Source organism: Rhodobacteraceae bacterium IMCC1335 (assembly GCA_039640495.1).
In the GTDB taxonomy this organism is placed as follows: domain Bacteria; phylum Pseudomonadota; class Alphaproteobacteria; order Rhodobacterales; family Rhodobacteraceae; genus Thalassovivens.
In genome coordinates this window covers 1,879,765-1,896,128 of record CP046864.1, presented here as the reverse complement: position 1 = coordinate 1,896,128, position 16,364 = coordinate 1,879,765, and the positions used below count along the sequence as shown (strand labels likewise).

The 16,364-nt window shown below is 49.5% G+C and carries 13 protein-coding genes, 3 tRNA genes and 1 riboswitch; of the genes, 7 read left to right on the top strand and 9 right to left on the bottom strand.

Annotation, left to right across the window (positions count from 1 at the left end):
- Positions 1–6 precede the first annotated feature (6 nt).
- Together cobW and GN241_08990 are read right to left on the bottom strand one after the other, a co-directional pair.
- The gene (gene cobW / locus GN241_08995; protein ID XAT57488.1) at positions 7–1,044 is read right to left on the bottom strand and encodes a cobalamin biosynthesis protein CobW; all 1,038 of its coding nucleotides are present in this window, start codon (positions 1,042–1,044) and stop codon (positions 7–9) included.
- On the bottom strand, positions 1,041–1,418 hold the full coding sequence (locus GN241_08990) for a DUF1636 domain-containing protein (GenBank protein ID XAT57487.1): 378 nt from the start codon (positions 1,416–1,418) through the stop codon (positions 1,041–1,043). Before GN241_08990 ends, cobW begins: the two co-directional genes overlap by 4 nt.
- A 97-nt stretch (positions 1,419–1,515) precedes the next feature.
- Positions 1,516–1,739, bottom strand: a riboswitch (cobalamin riboswitch).
- Positions 1,740–1,776: 37 nt separating this feature from the next.
- Between GN241_08990 and cobO the strand changes: the two genes are divergently transcribed.
- Together cobO and GN241_08980 are read left to right on the top strand one after the other, a co-directional pair.
- Positions 1,777–2,385: a cob(I)yrinic acid a,c-diamide adenosyltransferase gene (cobO, locus tag GN241_08985; protein ID XAT57486.1), complete on the top strand. Its 609-nt coding sequence runs from the start codon at positions 1,777–1,779 to the stop codon at positions 2,383–2,385.
- Between the two features lies 1 nt (position 2,386).
- Positions 2,387–3,832, top strand: coding sequence for a cobyric acid synthase (locus GN241_08980; protein XAT57485.1), 1,446 nt, complete (start codon positions 2,387–2,389; stop codon positions 3,830–3,832).
- Positions 3,833–3,844: 12 nt separating this feature from the next.
- Here GN241_08980 and GN241_08975 read toward each other — a convergent pair whose 3' ends face one another.
- Together GN241_08975 and GN241_08970 are read right to left on the bottom strand one after the other, a co-directional pair.
- Positions 3,845–5,011: a serine hydrolase gene (locus GN241_08975; protein ID XAT57484.1), complete on the bottom strand. Its 1,167-nt coding sequence runs from the start codon at positions 5,009–5,011 to the stop codon at positions 3,845–3,847.
- Between the two features lie 204 nt (positions 5,012–5,215).
- Positions 5,216–5,815, bottom strand: coding sequence for a 2-hydroxychromene-2-carboxylate isomerase (locus GN241_08970; protein ID XAT57483.1), 600 nt, complete (start codon positions 5,813–5,815; stop codon positions 5,216–5,218).
- A 346-nt stretch (positions 5,816–6,161) separates the two neighbouring features.
- On the opposite strand from GN241_08970, the gene GN241_08965 reads away from it, so the two are divergent.
- Positions 6,162–6,536 carry a rhodanese-like domain-containing protein gene (locus tag GN241_08965; protein ID XAT57482.1) on the top strand — a complete coding sequence of 125 codons (375 nt, stop codon included), beginning with the start codon at positions 6,162–6,164 and terminating at the stop codon, positions 6,534–6,536.
- Between the two features lie 245 nt (positions 6,537–6,781).
- Here GN241_08965 and GN241_08960 read toward each other — a convergent pair.
- Together GN241_08960 and GN241_08955 are read right to left on the bottom strand one after the other, a co-directional pair.
- Positions 6,782–6,857: transfer RNA gene (locus tag GN241_08960), tRNA-Val, on the bottom strand.
- 178 nt (positions 6,858–7,035) lie between these two features.
- Entirely contained in the window at positions 7,036–9,444 is a 2,409-nt protein-coding gene (locus tag GN241_08955; protein XAT57481.1) for an endopeptidase La, read from the bottom strand.
- 392 nt (positions 9,445–9,836) lie between these two features.
- Between GN241_08955 and GN241_08950 the strand changes: the two genes are divergently transcribed.
- A tRNA-Asp gene (locus GN241_08950) sits at positions 9,837–9,913 on the top strand.
- A gap of 28 nt (positions 9,914–9,941) precedes the next feature.
- Positions 9,942–10,018, top strand: a tRNA-Asp gene (locus tag GN241_08945).
- 94 nt (positions 10,019–10,112) lie between these two features.
- On the opposite strand, the gene ispG is transcribed toward GN241_08945, so the two are convergent.
- The 3 genes from ispG to hemA all read right to left on the bottom strand — a co-directional run bounded on the left by ispG (position 10,113) and on the right by hemA (position 13,903).
- A complete protein-coding gene (gene ispG / locus GN241_08940; protein XAT57480.1) occupies positions 10,113–11,243 on the bottom strand; it encodes a flavodoxin-dependent (E)-4-hydroxy-3-methylbut-2-enyl-diphosphate synthase in 1,131 nt (376 codons plus the stop codon).
- A 56-nt stretch (positions 11,244–11,299) separates the two neighbouring features.
- Complete coding sequence (locus GN241_08935) at positions 11,300–12,463, bottom strand: DUF4115 domain-containing protein (GenBank protein XAT57479.1); 1,164 nt, start codon at positions 12,461–12,463, stop codon at positions 11,300–11,302.
- 201 nt (positions 12,464–12,664) lie between these two features.
- Entirely contained in the window at positions 12,665–13,903 is a 1,239-nt protein-coding gene (gene hemA, locus GN241_08930) for a 5-aminolevulinate synthase (GenBank protein ID XAT57478.1), read from the bottom strand.
- A gap of 145 nt (positions 13,904–14,048) precedes the next feature.
- Here hemA and GN241_08925 point away from each other — a divergent pair, with 145 nt between their 5' ends.
- On the top strand, positions 14,049–15,464 hold the full coding sequence (locus tag GN241_08925) for a M20/M25/M40 family metallo-hydrolase (GenBank protein XAT57477.1): 1,416 nt from the start codon (positions 14,049–14,051) through the stop codon (positions 15,462–15,464).
- Entirely contained in the window at positions 15,464–16,351 is an 888-nt protein-coding gene (locus GN241_08920) for an alpha/beta fold hydrolase (protein ID XAT57476.1), read from the top strand. The genes GN241_08925 and GN241_08920 overlap by 1 nt, the downstream gene beginning before the upstream one ends.
- Positions 16,352–16,364: the final 13 nt, after the last annotated feature.

Below are 16,364 nucleotides of genomic sequence, written 5' to 3'. Positions count from 1 at the left end.
CTGCTGCTATCCTTTCAATGTGCTTTCGATTGCATTTCTGTCGATGTCATCATGCTCAGCAATCACAACTAGGCGGCCCATACGCATTTCCTCTCGAGCCCATGGCCTATCATATTGGGCGCGCACGCGCGCGCCAACGGCCTGAACCAGCAAACGCATTGGTTTGCCTTTTACGGCCGCATAGCCTTTCACACGCAATATATTTTGCGTCTCAGCTAAGGTTTCAATGCGCTTGATCAGGCTTTCCGGACTTTCAAGTTCGTCAAGTCCGATCACCACGCTGTCAAAATCTTCATGATCATGCTCGGGCACACCATCATGATGAGACGGGCGCGCGTGCAGATCATCTTCGGCCGCAGCCTCCAGCCCCAATACGATGCGCGGATCGATTTGCCCATCGGCCACTTCGATCACGGGCAAATTGCGCGGCGCTTCTGCGGCGATAACCGCTTTGGCTTTGGCAATCCCCACCGCACCGGCTAAATCGGGCTTTGTGAGCAAAATCAAATCGGCGCAGGAAATCTGATCCTCAAAAACTTCCGATAAGGGGGTTTCGTGATCTAAGCTTTCATCGGCGTCTCGTTGCGCGGCAACGGCGGCCAGATCGGGCGCAAATTGACCCGCAGCCACAGCTTCTGCATCGGCCAAAGCAATTACCCCGTCGACCGTGATTTTCGAGCGAATATCGGGCCAGTCAAACGCTTTTAAAAGGGGTTTTGGCAGCGCCAGGCCGGAGGTTTCAATTAAAATATGTTCCGGGCGCGGCTCAAGCTTCATCAGCTGTTCCAAGGTCGGGATGAAATCATCCGCGACGGTGCAGCAGATGCATCCATTGGCCAACTCAAGAATATTCTCCTCTGGACAATTGGGGATCGCGCAGGATTTAAGAATTTCACCATCGACGCCCACATCGCCAAATTCGTTGACGATAATGGCCAACCTTTTGCCACCCGGATTTTGCATCAAATGGCGGATTAACGTGGTTTTTCCAGAACCAAGAAATCCGGTAACAACGGTGACGGGAATTTTTGTTAGATCGTTCATGAAGCAGCCTCAATTGGGGGAATACGCGCGATGCAGTTTTTTCGGAAATGTTCGGGCCTTTCGCGCCACGGAACGCGTCCATCAGCGGCATCCAGATATCGAGATGCGCCATCCAATATGGTTTCAACATGCTGGCTAGGATCAAGATTGCCATAGACATAGGTCCAACGGTTTTTGCCGCGCAAAACGATCGAGCAGCCATGATCGCAATTTGCCAAACAGGCAACGGCTGTCAGTTTTACATTTTCGGGCAGCGTTTCTTGCTTGATCGCCTCAAAAAGTAGAGTGCCTTGGCGCTTTTCATCTTCTGGATCCGCGCGCCCAGCGCGACAAGACGTACACACCAACAACTCAATTGGAACCGTTTTTGACATTATCTTCCCCTGACAGCGCGTCGGAACGCAAGAAAACCAGACAGAGGCCAGCAGGGCATGAAAGAACATGCTCCGCCTCCGACACACCCCGTCCGGATCCGGTTGTTTTTATGTTGGCAGGTCTCCCGGCTTACAGCTTCGAAGGCGGTGCCTTCACAGATGCGTATCCTTCCCAGCATTTGCCAGTGGCATATACGCGTCTTCGCTGCTCACGGTCGCGGGGGCGGCTGCGTTTCAATATTCCGACGCAATCCGTCGAAAAACTGAGTGCATTCCCTCTTCGCCTGTCCTAGAACAAGAACCAACATCCATCTGCAATGGGCCATGCAACGTGGCGTGTCAAGAAAAAGGAATTCCTATGGTCGATGAAAATCAACGCCACAATCAAAAGATGCGCAAAATCAAAGAGGCGCGTGATAAGATGATGCAGAGCAAAACGGATGAAAAAGGCCTGATTATTGTTCATACAGGGGCGGGTAAAGGAAAATCTTCATCTGGCTTTGGAATGATAATGCGCTGTATCGCGCATGAAATGCCCTGCGCGGTGGTGCAGTTTATTAAAGGCACTTGGGTGACCGGCGAACGCAAGTTTTTGACAGAAAATTTTGCCGAGCAATGCAAATTTGTAGTTTCGGGTGAAGGGTTTACCTGGGAAACGCAAGACCGTGAACGCGACATTGCTGCGGCTCAAGCCGGCTGGCATCGGGCAAAAGAGCTTATCCTTGATCCCGAAATTCAATTCGTTTTGCTTGATGAAATCAATATCGCGCTGCGCTATGATTATATCGATATCGATGATGTGATTGCCTTTTTGAAAACAGAAAAGCCAGAGATGACACATGTGTGTTTGACCGGGCGCAACGCAAAGGATGGATTGATTGAACTTGCGGATTTGGTGACCGAGATGGCGCAAGTCAAACATCCCTTCAAACAAGGTATAAAAGCACAATTGGGCGTTGAGTTCTAACATGCCAGCCTTAATGGTTCAGGGCACCGGGTCAAATGTAGGCAAGTCTTTGCTAGTGGCCGGATTGTGCCGGGCGGCAAAACGGCGAGGGCTGAGCGTTGCGCCATTCAAGCCACAGAATATGTCAAATAATGCCGCGGTGACGTCAGATGGCGGCGAAATAGGTCGCGCGCAGGCTCTACAAGCCTTGGCGGCGGGCTGTGCTGCGATCTGCGACATGAATCCGATCTTGTTAAAACCAGAAAGCGAAACAGGTTCGCAAATCATCGTTCAGGGTAAACGCTATGCAACGGCGCGTGCTCAAGATTATGCAGCGTTAAAGCCAAAGCTGATGCCGTTCGTTTTGGAAAGTTTTCAACGCCTGAAATCCGCATTTGATTTGGTAATAGTGGAAGGGGCTGGCAGCCCCGCAGAGGTGAATTTACGGCCCGGCGATATCGCCAATATGGGCTTTGCCTGCGCGGCGGATGTGCCGGTTCTTTTGGTTGGAGATATTGATCGCGGCGGCGTTATCGCGCAAATGGTGGGCACGAATAACGTTTTAGATCCAGAAGATAATAAAAAAATAATTGGATTTATAATCAATAAGTTTCGAGGTGATCCTAATTTATTTTCTGCGGGATATGAAATGATTTGTGCGAAAACCAATTGGCGCGGCCTTGGAATTGCGCCTTATTTTGATCAAGCGTGGAAGCTACCTGCCGAAGATGCGCTGGACATCGCAACCCCGCAGCGGCCCGGTAAGCCGCATATTGTGTGTTTGGGATTGTCACGTATCGCAAATTTTGATGATCTGGATCCGCTGAGCAATGATCCAGAGTTACAAGTAACGGTTCTACGTCCTGGCCAAGCCATCCCCGCTGATGCGCGTTTGGTGATCGTGCCTGGCAGCAAATCGACATCGGCCGATTTGACCTATCTGCGCGCGCAAGGCTGGGATATCGACCTTAAAGCGCATCGCCGGCGCGGTGGGCATGTTTTGGGGATTTGTGGTGGGTATCAAATGCTAGGAAACGTCATCGATGACCCTGAAGGAATTGAGGGCGTATTCGGCAAAACAGAAGGCCTTGGCTTGTTGAAGGTAAACACAATCATGTATCCCAAAAAGCAATTGGGCCAAGTGAATGCAACGCACGCGCCTACGCAGCAAAAGTTTACTGGATATGAAATTCATATCGGCCAAACGCAGGGCCCAGATACGCTGCGCCCTTTTGCTCAGCTTAATGGGCGCAACGAAGGCGCCATAAGCGCGGATGGTTTGGTCATGGGCAGCTATTTACACGGTATGTTCTCGAGCGATGGGTTTCGCCATGCGTTTTTAAAGGGTTTGCATATTCAAAGCAGTGCGCAGGCCTATTCGCAAACTGTCGATCAAACGTTAAACGCTTTGGCCGATCATCTTGAAAAGCATTTGGATGTTTCCGCTTTGCTTGCTTCAGCACGCTAAACTCAACGGTATTTACAGCGTGGCATAGGCCGCGTTCAGCATATCTTCATGCAGCGGATGATTGCTGCCCATTAATTGGGTCATAATCACACCCGTGATTTGTCGTTGCGGGTCTACCCAAAAATAGCTTTGTGCGGCGCCAGACCAGCCAAACTCGCCTAGGGCTGTTGGCACAACGGCCTGACCCAGATCGGTCATAACCCGGCCGAGCAGGTTCCAGCCATAGCCGGGAAAAGCTTGTCCAGAAATGCTGAGGGGCAGGGCAGAAAGCGGCAGGCGATTGGCGCGCATAAGGCCAACCATGTCATTGGAAATCATTTTCTCGCCGGTATCTGAATTTCCCGTCAGTAAAAACCTTGCAAAGGCGCTGTAATCCTGCGCCGTTGCATAAAGACCAATGCCGCCGCGGCGAAACTCTGAGGATTGCTCTGGATACATGCGGGCGACCTTATTTTCCTCGAGCACATGTTCAATTTTCTTAAAAGGCGCAATGGCTTCCAATTTGTAGCGCCCGTAATTTGTCATTAACCGGGGCAATTGTGCGTCGGACAAACGAAATCCTGTATCGCTCATGTTAAGGGGATCAAAAATATACTCTTGTAGCAAAGCATCAATCCGTCTGCCGGTTACGCATTCGACAAGATGTGCCAGCACATCGATCGACATACTGTAAAGCCATCGCTCTTTTGGATGAAAGGCTAATGGCAGTTGCGCCAAGGCGCGTATCATTTCGTTAAGGTCTCGTGCGCCATCAGCTAGAATCTCTGCTTCCCGATAATAGGGGGCAATATGGCAACCAAGGTTAAATTCATAACTGAACCCAGCCCGATGGGTCAGTAAATCTTCAAGCGTTATCAGTCTACACGCAGGCTCTAGTGATCCATTTGGTGTCAAGACGCGCATCTTTGAAAACTGTGAATCGTATTTAGCGATTGGATCAGAAAGCCGCATCAGCCTTTTTTGAACCAGCAGCACGGTAAGAGCTGCAATGATCGGCTTAGTCATGGAGTATATGCGGTAAATAGCGCGATCGGGAATGGGCGTTTTACAGGCATAATTTGCATAGCCCGAACGCCCTTCTAACCGCAGCTCGCCCGCTTGCTCAATGCGCCACTCAATGCCGCTAAACAATTGTTTTTCGATATAATCATCTGCACAATTTTTAACTTCATTCGACATAATCTTGCCCTTGGCTTTGCCGCTTGCACAACACAGGCGAAGCCTGAGGTCTGTAAAGACTATTCATTTAAATCCTTAGAGGCAATCATCTTCAAAACTACGAAAGGCGGTTTGGATCACGTGGATTGCGCTATGCGCGGGTAAGGTATGCCGCTGCCTGGCATTTTGCACGGCGTTGTACAATAAATGGGCAGTGCCGTGGGTTTAGGGCAATGATTTCAGCATGGTTTCAAGATCGATCAGGCTGTGCTTGCCAAAAAACATATCATCATTGGCGATGAGCGTCGGGGCGCCGAAAACACCACGGGCTACCGCTTGAGACGTGGCCTGTATCAAAGCAGTTTTGATTGATGCATCTTGAGTTGCAGCAAGAATCTCTTCCGCGGGCAAGCCCGCTTTTTCCATAACCTGCATGACGGTGGCCGGATCATCCATTTTTTCTTGATCAACCCACATGGCGGTGAACATTGTATCGCGATAGCTCTGCTCCCAAGGTTTCCCGATTGCAAATATCTCCCCACGCATCAGCGCGATGGTATTTACCGGAAAATGTGGGTTTGGGTGAAAAATAATCTTACGATTTTCCACAAAACGTTGGGTTTCACGGGCTTCATAGGCAAGTTTTCCAGCGACATTTGCAAAGGCTTCCATAGGGCTTTTATTATTGGTTGCTTTGAACACACCGCCCAGCAAGATCGGCCGAAATACAATTGGAACGCCGTGCGCCTTTGCGATCTCTGGCAGCGTTTTATACACCAAATAGGCATTCGGGCTGCCAAAATCATAGTAAAATTCTATCTTCATACCGTATCATTTACCTAGAAAGACGTGGTGCTTCTCTTAGGGATTAACCTGTGAGCTGTTTAGATGGCTGTCAATGATTTATCTATGAGGTTTTTAAAGGGTGTTTGGCTCCTAAAACGCAGCGGTAAAAGTGAAAGCATAACTTTTTGATATCTGCTTTCGATATATTTAGCGGCAAAAATAAGGTTTTGATCTCAAGATGGCGTCGGGGCCAATCTTAAAAAAATAGAATTGGGCTGCTGGGCTCTGCGTACTTTGCTTTCTGCCGGCAATGATTTATGTTAGCGCCAGAGTGTAAACTTAATCAAAGGCGGATTATTCGCCCGAACCGGAACAGGACGATAAGATGAAAACATCAAGCGATTATCTACAAGATGCCAATGCGGTGGTGCCGCGTATTCAAGCCACAGAGGCGTTGTCCTATTTCGATGACGGCGAAACCGTGTTTTTGGACGTGCGCGACAGTTCTGATATTGCGGCCTCGGGTACAGTTGCGGGGGCCGTTCGGATCAACCGTGGTTTCCTTGAATTTGCAGCCGATGACTCCACAAAATTTCACATTCCGCGTTTGCAAAAAGAAGCCCGGATTTGTGTTTTATGCGCAGCGGGTGGACAAGCTGCTTTGGCAGGCAAAACTTTGGTTGAGATGGGCTATAGCAATGTTATCAATATTGGAGGTTTTGGCGATTGGCAGGCTGCAGGGGGCGCAACAGAGGCTTAAAAAGGCCCGCCGCGCAGGGGTTCGAACTCAGTATTTTCGAAAGCACAAGTCAAAGGCCTGACGGCCTTTGATGTCGTTTTTTTGTCACGCGGTGAGGCGTTGATAAGAAAACAGAAGGATCTCCAAAACTCTGCTACAGAGCCGGTTTATTTTAAACCGGTGCCGCGCTTGGATCATCTATATAAAAGCCTTGGTGTGATCTTACAGATCACGTCTTTTAATCGATCTAATCAAAGGAAAGTTTATGGTGGGTGATAAGAGACTCGAACTCCTGACATCTTCGGTGTAAACGAAGCGCTCTACCAACTGAGCTAATCACCCGCAAAAAACCGTCTAAACAAAGCTTTAAGCAGACGCAAGAGGCTAGGGGAAAAATAGTGCCTTTCTTCGGGTTTGCTTAACCATTTTTTGCGGTTTTTTTAAACTTTCAATGACGGTGTGACGGGTTATAAAGGCTAAACTCTGGCCAAGGTTTGACGAACCTCGGCCAGAAAAGTCGTTAATGCGCTGTCGCAGGTGCCGTTGAGGGCGAATTAAGCGCTGCGGCCGCTGCCGCGGCTTCCTCTGCGGCTTCGTCCCATTCTATTTCATTCGGGGTTTCGGTTAACGCATTCTCGATAACTTCTGATACATGGCTAACGGGAATAATGGTCAGCCCCTCTTTCACATTATCTGGGATTTCCGCCAAATCCTTTTCATTCTCTTGCGGAATTAAAACCGTTGTGATGCCGCCGCGCAGCGCCGCAAGCAGTTTTTCTTTTAATCCACCAATCGCCAGGGCATTGCCGCGCAATGTTACTTCACCCGTCATTGCGATGTCTTTGCGCACGGGGATACCGGTTAAAACCGACACGATGGAGGTTACCATCGCTAAGCCAGCGCTTGGTCCATCTTTTGGGGTTGCCGCTTCGGGCACGTGCACGTGAATGTCCAACCGATCAAATAGGGTTGGCTTGACACCAATTTTAGGGCTGATTGAGCGCACATAAGAACTGGCCGCATCGATGCTTTCTTTCATCACATCACCCAGCTTACCCGTTGTTTTCATGCGCCCTTTGCCAGGCAGCTTTAAGGCCTCTATTGACAGCAAATCGCCCCCAACCGAAGTCCAAGCCAAACCTGTTACCACGCCGACTTGATCTTCCTTTTCAGCCAAACCGTAACGGAATTTCTCAACGCCCAAGAAGTCGCTGATATTATCCGCCGTAACCTCCAGCGTTTCGACCTCTTTCTTAACAATTTTAGTAACAGCTTTTCGGGCAATCTTTGCGATTTCACGCTCAAGATTTCGGACGCCAGCCTCGCGGGTGTAGCGCTGTATAATACTGCTTAATGCATCCTCTTTCAGCGCCAGCTCGCCTTCTTTTAAACCGTGATTCTTTAACTGCTTGGAAAGCAGGTGCCGTTTCGCGATTTCGCATTTTTCATCTTCGGTATAGCCAGAGAGCGGTATGATTTCCATCCGGTCTAGCAAGGGCCCGGGCATGTTGTAACTATTTGCGGTGGTCAAGAACATCACGTTGGAGAGATCATATTCAACCTCTAAATAATGATCCGAGAAGGTGGCGTTTTGTTCCGGGTCAAGCACTTCAAGCATCGCGGATGCCGGATCGCCCCGAAAATCTTGCCCCATCTTGTCAATCTCATCCAAGAGGATCAATGGATTGGTTGTTTTGGCTTTTTTCAGCGCTTGAATGATTTTACCGGGCATCGAGCCAATATAGGTTCTACGATGGCCTCGAATTTCAGATTCATCGCGCACCCCACCTAACGATATGCGAATAAATTCCCGCCCCGTTGCCTTGGCGACAGATTTGCCAAGCGAGGTTTTTCCGACACCGGGAGGGCCAACCAAACACATGATCGGACCCTTCAGCTTGGTGCTTCTTTGCTGAACAGCGAGAAATTCAACGATGCGTTCTTTCACCTTTTCAAGGCTGTAATGATCACGGTCCAACGTCTCTTGTGCGCGCCCAAGATCCTTCTTGACGCGAGATTTTACTCCCCACGGAATGCCTAAAATCCAATCAAGATAATTGCGCACAACCGTGGCTTCGGCAGACATTGGGCTCATATTTTTGAGCTTCTTCAATTCCGCATCAACTTTTTCTTTGGCTTCTTTGCTTAGCTTGGTTGCCGCAATCCGGCTTTCCAGTTCGGCCACTTCGTTTTGGCCTTCTTCGCCATCCCCCAATTCTTTTTGAATGGCCTTCATCTGCTCATTTAAATAATATTCGCGCTGGGTTCTTTCCATTTGCGATTTCACGCGGGTTTTGATTTTTTTCTCAACCCGCAGAACGCTCATTTCGCCCTGCATATGACCGTATATTTTTTCTAAACGCTCACTGACCGATAAAATTTCAAGCAATGCTTGCTTTTGCTCAACTTCAATGCCCAAATGGCCAGCAACCAAATCTGCTAGCTTGGCCGGATCACTCGCTTCTGCAACTGCCCCTAAGGCTTCTTCGGGAATATTCTTTTTAATCTTGGCATAACGTTCAAATTCATCGCTGACCGTGCGCACGAGGGCTTCTAATGCATCAACATCGCCCATGGTTTCGGATAAACCTATAGCGCGGGCTTCAAAAAAGTTTTCATTTTCAACGAATTCAGAAATGTGGACCCGACTTTTGCCTTCGACAAGAACTTTAACGCAGCCATCGGGCAGTTTGAGCAATTGCAAAACATTCGCTAATACCCCGGTTTTGAAAATACTATCCGCTGTTGGCTCATCTTCTGATGCGTCGACTTGGCTTGAGAGGAGAATCTGTTTGTTATCATCCATAACTTCTTCCAGCGCCCGTACGGATTTTTCACGCCCCACAAAGAGTGGTACGATCATATGCGGAAAGACCACGATATCTCTTAATGGTAAAACGGGATATGTTGGCGCGGTGGTTTTTGTCATGTTTCATCCTCAATGATGGTAAGGTGGCGCGTTTCCCTTTCAGGGGAAGGCGGCCCTTTTGCGTTTCTTCTAGTGAATACATAATAGTCGATGCCGTTGGTTTCAACCATATGCAGCGTTTATTAAAGCAGGATCTTTTGGTTTGAGCGGGCACGCCTCGCGAAAGCGTTTTGGAGAATCAACTCTCAATCAAACGCAAAGATTGCCCATCGGCTAAAAGCAAAACAGATAGCTTTAGGGGATTTTTTTGTTTTTAGGCAGCCTGTGCAAGCGCTGGCAGAGAAAATTGAAATTTTAGTTTCATGGAAAGAGTGAGATTTTGGTTCCGGCCTTCTTGACGCGGGCTTAAGTGAACCGTAAGAGGGTAGTATAAGCTTGTTTGGGTTCAGATAGCGGTTGTAGCTCAGTTGGTTAGAGTACCGGCCTGTCACGCCGGGGGTCGCGGGTTCGAGCCCCGTCAACCGCGCCACTGAACGCCAAGCAGCTTAGTAGATTGCGCGGTTGTAGCTCAGTTGGTTAGAGTACCGGCCTGTCACGCCGGGGGTCGCGGGTTCGAGCCCCGTCAACCGCGCCATTTTTGTTTTGTAAATGCGAAGGTTTGAAAACAGGCTCTCTGGCTGGGTAGGAGGGGTTAGCTTGTCTCAAGCAAGGAGCCCGAAGGGCGTCAATCACTCGGCCGCAGATATAAGTTTTTCATTCGCATCGATTTCAGCCGCGCGTTTTTCAACAAGCTCAACAATGTGATCTACCATATTTTCATTGCCAATTTTGTGGTCTTGCTTTCCGGCCCAATAAACCATGCCGCTGCCCGCACCGCCGCCGGTAAACCCAACATCTGTCATCAACGCTTCCCCAGGGCCGTTAACGACACAACCAATGATCGAAAGGCTCATCGGTGTTTTTATATGTTCAAGCCGGTTTTCCAAGGCTTCAACCGTTTTGATTACGTCGAACCCTTGCCGCGCGCAGCTTGGGCATGAAATAATATTCACCCCGCGATGGCGCAAACCCAATGATTTTAAAATTTCATATCCGACTTTGACTTCCTCAACTGGATTGGCAGACAGCGAAACGCGGATCGTATCGCCAATTCCCATCCATAATAAATTGCCTAAACCGATCGCAGACTTAATCGTTCCGCTGGTCAATCCGCCAGCTTCGGTAATACCCAAATGGATAGGGGCGTCTGTGGCTTCTGCCAAAGCTTGATAGGCAGCCGCTGCCATAAAAACATCGGAGGCTTTACAGCTGATCTTGAACTCGTGAAAATCATTATCCTGCAAGATTTTGATATGATCCAAACCACTTTCAAGCATAGCATCTGGGCAGGGTTCGCCGAATTTTTCCAATAAGTGTTTTTCAAGCGATCCTGCATTAACACCAATGCGGATAGAACAATTATTGTCTTTCGCCGCTTTAATCACTTCTTTAACGCGATCTGGCGCGCCGATATTTCCTGGATTGATACGCAAACACGCCGCACCAGCCTGCGCTGCTTCAATACCGCGTTTATAGTGAAAGTGAATATCTGCAACCAAAGGAACGGGGCTTTCCTTTGCAATTTCCTTGAACGCTTTGCTGCTATCCTGGTCTGGCACCGAAACGCGCACGATGTCTGCCCCTGCATCTGCTGCTGCGATTATTTGCGCTAACGTGGCTTTGACATCAGTTGTTAAGGTGTTGGTCATCGTCTGAACGGAAATCGGCGCGTCTCCCCCAATCGCAATATTACCAACATGAATTTTTCGCGATTTTCGACGGTAAATATTTCGCCAAGGGCGTACGGAATTCAAGGACATATCTGGTCTCAGTGGTTATTAAAAAAGGGCCTTAAGAAGCAGCTATTGCTGTCAACTTACTCTGACATTCCTTCAGTTGTAAAGCTTGACACTGTCGCTTCTGCTACAACACGTTCTAAGACCGGATCTAGGTTCAGATCAGCCGGTTGATAATTGGCCATCAAAGACGTGGGTGAAAGCTCTACGTTTTTGACCACTTTGCCTCCAGTACCCGCCGGGCCATATAATTTTCCTTCAACGGCAAAATATACAGAGCCCGACATACCTGCCCGTAACATGGGGGCCATTTCAGTTTGTGGAAGGATGAATTCTTCACCCGCTTTCATCGTATTTTCAAAAATACGGCTCCCATCCGGCGCTGTCACACGCACCCAGGCATCTCTTACGGCAAATAGCGCCAGCGTCGGCGGAGCTGTCTCGAGCACTTGCGGCGTATCAACTTGGGCAAGCAGATTTGCTTCACTTGGCGGGGTGTTCTCGACATCCGCAACTATTCCGGCGCTGGGATCAGCGGCGGGGTCGGGTTGCGGAATGAAATTGCCAAAATCTGCCGGATTTAAAGATGATATCGGGGCATCGCGGGCGGTAAGAATGGGAAAATCGAGCGCCTGAGGGCGATAAAGCCGATCCAGTTTCTCATTATTCAGGCGTTGGTCTAACGCGTTTTTTGTGACCTCAGCTTGTGGAAGCTGTACCGAACCCAATGGATCTAAATCCGATAAAACGATCGGCGTATTTTCCGCTGGTGTGAGTTTAACTTGCTGCACTTCTTGCAACAAAGACCAGGCTCCAAAGCCGATAACGCCGATGAGCGATGCCAACACAGCCACAGAGGCAATGGCGCGCATTTCTAAAGTTTCAAAGAACCCGGCATCGGGCGGCTCCATCGCCAAAGGGGATGTTTTGAATATATCAGTTGAACCCATGGTGTTTTGCTTGGGCAAAAGGGGGGCAGCGGATTGCAGTTTTTTGGTGCTTGGCCCTTGCGCCAGCGCGCTTACGGTTTGAAAGCCGCTTTCTGCGCAAAATTGTTGAAGAACCTCTTCGCTGTCCATGCCCAGGTATTTTGCGTAAGAACGCACATAACCGGCGACAAAACCTGGCGTGTCAAACGCGCCGGGGTCGCAGTTTTCGATCGCAAATATGTAGGATGCTTTGATTTTAAGGTCGCGTTGTACGTCAAGCAGCGATTTGCCAATGGTCGCGCGTTCACCGCGCATGATGTCACCAAGTCGCAGCTCGAAATCGTCAAACCCTTTCGGACCTGCCGATTGAGCACCCTCTAGCTCGGGTGTGGCTTTGTTTTTTTTGCTCTTTCGCCTCAGCGTTCCAGCTCCCAATACTCGAGACCGAATCGTTCTTATCCACGTAACTCGTGATCTGATAGCATAATTGAGTAAGAATTACACTTTAGGGTTACTTTAGGCAGAGTTCTCGGCACGATTCAGCGCGCAATGCGCCCAAAGCGTATCCATTGCCCTGACCAAGGCATCAATTTCGGCCCGCCCGTGAATAGGGGATGGCGTGAATCGCAACCTCTCTGTTCCGCGCGGCACCGTTGGGAAATTGATAGGTTGCACATAAATACCAAAATCTTGCAGGAGCATGTCAGATAGTTTTTGCGTATGCACCGGATTGCCCACAATCACGGGAACGATATGAGAGCCATGATCAATAATCGGCAACCCGATCGCTTTTAATCGGTACTTTAAAATCTTAGATTGCGTTTGATGTTGCGCGCGCAAGTCTTGGTCCGATTTCAAATGCGCTACAGAGGCTGCCGCCCCTGCGGCGACCGCAGGAGGCAGCGAGGTGGTAAAAATAAATCCGGGCGCGTATGAGCGGATCGCATCACAAAGTTTTGCACTGGCAGCGATATATCCGCCCATAACCCCATACGCCTTTGCTAAGGTGCCGTTGATAATATCGATGCGATGCATCAAACGATCGCGCTCGGCCACGCCGGCGCCGCGGGCGCCATACATACCCACCGCATGCACCTCATCAAGATAGGTCAGGGCGTTGAACTCATCTGCTAGATCACAAATTTTAGCAATGGGTGCAAAATCACCATCCATCGAATAGATTGACTCAAACGCAATGAGTTTCGGCGCCTTGGGGTCATCGGCTTCCAGTAATTCGCGCAAATGTCCAAGGTCATTATGCCGAAAAATGCGTTTACTTCCGCCGTTTCGTCGAATGCCTTCAATCATCGAGGCGTGGTTGAGCGCATCCGAATAAATGATCAAATCTGGAAAAAGTTTTGGCAAGGTAGACAGGGTTGCATCATTGGCAATATAGGCACTGGTAAACAGCAACGTGCTTTCTTTGCCATGCAGATGGGCAAGCTCATCCTCAAGCTTCTTGTGATACACGGTTGTCCCAGAAATATTCCGCGTACCACCAGATCCCGCACCAGTGGCATCTAACGCTTCATGCATCGCACTTAAAACAGTCGGATGCTGCCCCATTCCCAGATAATCATTGCCACACCAGACCGTTACAGGCGCATTAGTTCCATCGGGGCGATGCCATGTCGCGTGGGGAAAATTACCTTTTTCGCGCACGATATCAATAAACGTGCGGTACCGCCCCTCATTATGCAAACGGTTTAAAGATTGATCTAAGAAATCATTATAAGTCAATCTATGGCCTTCCATCTTTTACCAAAAGCACCAAGCGCTTTTCCAATCACTACTCTATAAACCTCATCGGCATGAATGCACCTAAAGTCAAGGGTGACTGGACAGCGCAGGAACACATGTTAGGCTTAACACTAATGGTCACATATAGGGTGGTTTGAAAATGTCGCTAGCCCCAGTTCTTGCGCGGATTGACGCAGATCTTGAAAATGCAACGAAGCGGTTGTTGGAATTGTTACGGATCCCTTCCATCTCGACAGATCCCGCGTTTGATACGGCGTGCGAGACTGCCGCTGATTGGCTTGTGGATCAATTGCGCGCCATAGGGGCAGAAGCGCAAAAACATCAAACGCCGGGAAAGCCGATGGTTATGGGCAGTTTTACAGGATCTTCAAATCCGGATGCGCCGCATATTTTGTTTTATGGCCATTATGATGTGCAGCCCGCCGACCCGCTCGAATTATGGCATCACGATCCATTTGAACCAGCCGTCGAACAGACAGCGCAAGGTCGGGTTATTCGGGGCCGCGGGAGCTCAGACGATAAGGGCCAATTAATGACCTTTGTCGAAGCCTGCCGCGCGTGGAAAAACGAGCATGGGCAAATGCCGTGTAAAATAAGTTTTTTCTTTGAAGGCGAAGAAGAAAGCGGGTCTCCAAGTTTGGTTCCTTTTATGGAAACGCATAAAGAGGCGCTGAAGGCTGACGTGGTTCTAATTTGCGATACTGGTTTATTTGATGATCGGGTTCCGGCAATCGTTACGATGTTGCGCGGTATGGTTAGTGAAGAAGTGGTGCTGCGCGCTGCCAACCGCGATTTGCATTCAGGTTCTTATGGCGGGATGGCGCGCAATCCACTGCATGTGCTCAGCCAAATTTTAGCCAGCTTGCATGATGAAACTGGCCGCGTGCAGCTGCCTGGATTTTACGATGGGGTGCGCGATATACCGCCCCATTTGTCAGCGCAGTGGCAGAGCCTAAACTTTTCGCATCACAGCTTTCTTGGCGATGTCGGCTTGCGGCTGCCGGCGGGCGAAACAGCTTACAGCCCGCTTGAACATATTTGGGCGCGCCCGACCTGCGAAATCAACGGGATCTGCGGCGGCTACACAGGCGAGGGGTTCAAAACGGTTCTGCCAAGCCAAGCCTCTGCTAAAATCAGTTGCCGTTTGGTCGAGGGGCAGGATCCAGAAAAAATCCGTGCAGCTTTGCATGCGCATGTTTCCTCCTATTTGCCGGCTGATTGTACGGTTGAATTTATTTCTTATGGGGCCTCACCCGCGGTTGTTATGCAAAGTGACACGCCGCTATTTGAAATCGCCCGCGCCGCGCTAAGCGCCGAATGGGAGCAAGAGGCGGCCTTTACCGGCTGCGGCGGGTCGATACCGGTTGCCGGTCATTTTCAAGATATTATTGGCGTTAGCCCAATGCTGATTGGGTTTGCAAAGGACAATGATCAAATTCACTCTCCAAATGAAAAATATGATTTGCAAAGCTTTCACAAAGGCATTCGCAGCTGGGCGCGGATTATAGAGGCGCTCTCGGTTGATAAACGTTCTAGACAAATGGCAAAAAAATAATGTTGGACGGATTTAAGCATAAGACCTGCGATTTGAACGGGGTAAAAATTGCCTATTCCGAGCTTGAAGAAAGCAAAGGTAAAGCGCCGCTTCTTTTGCTGCATGGGTTTCCGCAAAATCGGTTTATGTGGGGCCGAATCGCGCCGATTTTGGCCGAACAGTTTCACGTGATTTGCGCTGATTTACGGGGCTATGGTGGCTCGTCTAAACCTAAAGGCGTTGCCAAATACAGCTTTAGAAAAATGGGCCAGGATCAATTGGGGCTTATGACATCCTTAGGGTTTCACCGCTTCCATTTGATTGGGCATGACCGAGGTGCGCGCACCGCATATCGGATGGCCCTAGATGCCACCGATCGCATTAAGTCTTTAACGGTTATGGATATTACGCCCACCCATTTTTTGTTGGATGCGCTAAAGTCAGAGGTTGCGCGGGCCTATTATCATTGGTTTTTTTTGGCACAACCCAGCCCGTTTCCCGAGACTTTGATCGCCGCCGATGCCGATTATTACTTTGAAAGCTGCTTGCTTGGCTGGGGCGGCAGTACATTAGAGCAATTTGATCAACGTGCGCTTGAGGCCTATCGCAAAACCTGGAGGGATCCCGCAACGATTGAAGCGATGTGCAATGATTACCGCGCCGCGCTTGAATATGATTTTGATATGGATGAGCGCGATTTATCCCGCCAGCTGGATTTGCCCGCCTTGGTGATGTGGGGCGAGGGTGGCGCAATGGATAAATCTTTTGATCTGCCAGAAACATGGCGCGCAAGGCTTAAGCAGTTTGACTGCAGCGCGATTCCCGGCGGGCATTTTTTTCCAGACATCTATCCAAAAGATACGGCGGCAGCGTTGCTGCGTTTTTTGAAGCCATTACGCGATCAGTAACCGCAAAGGGGCC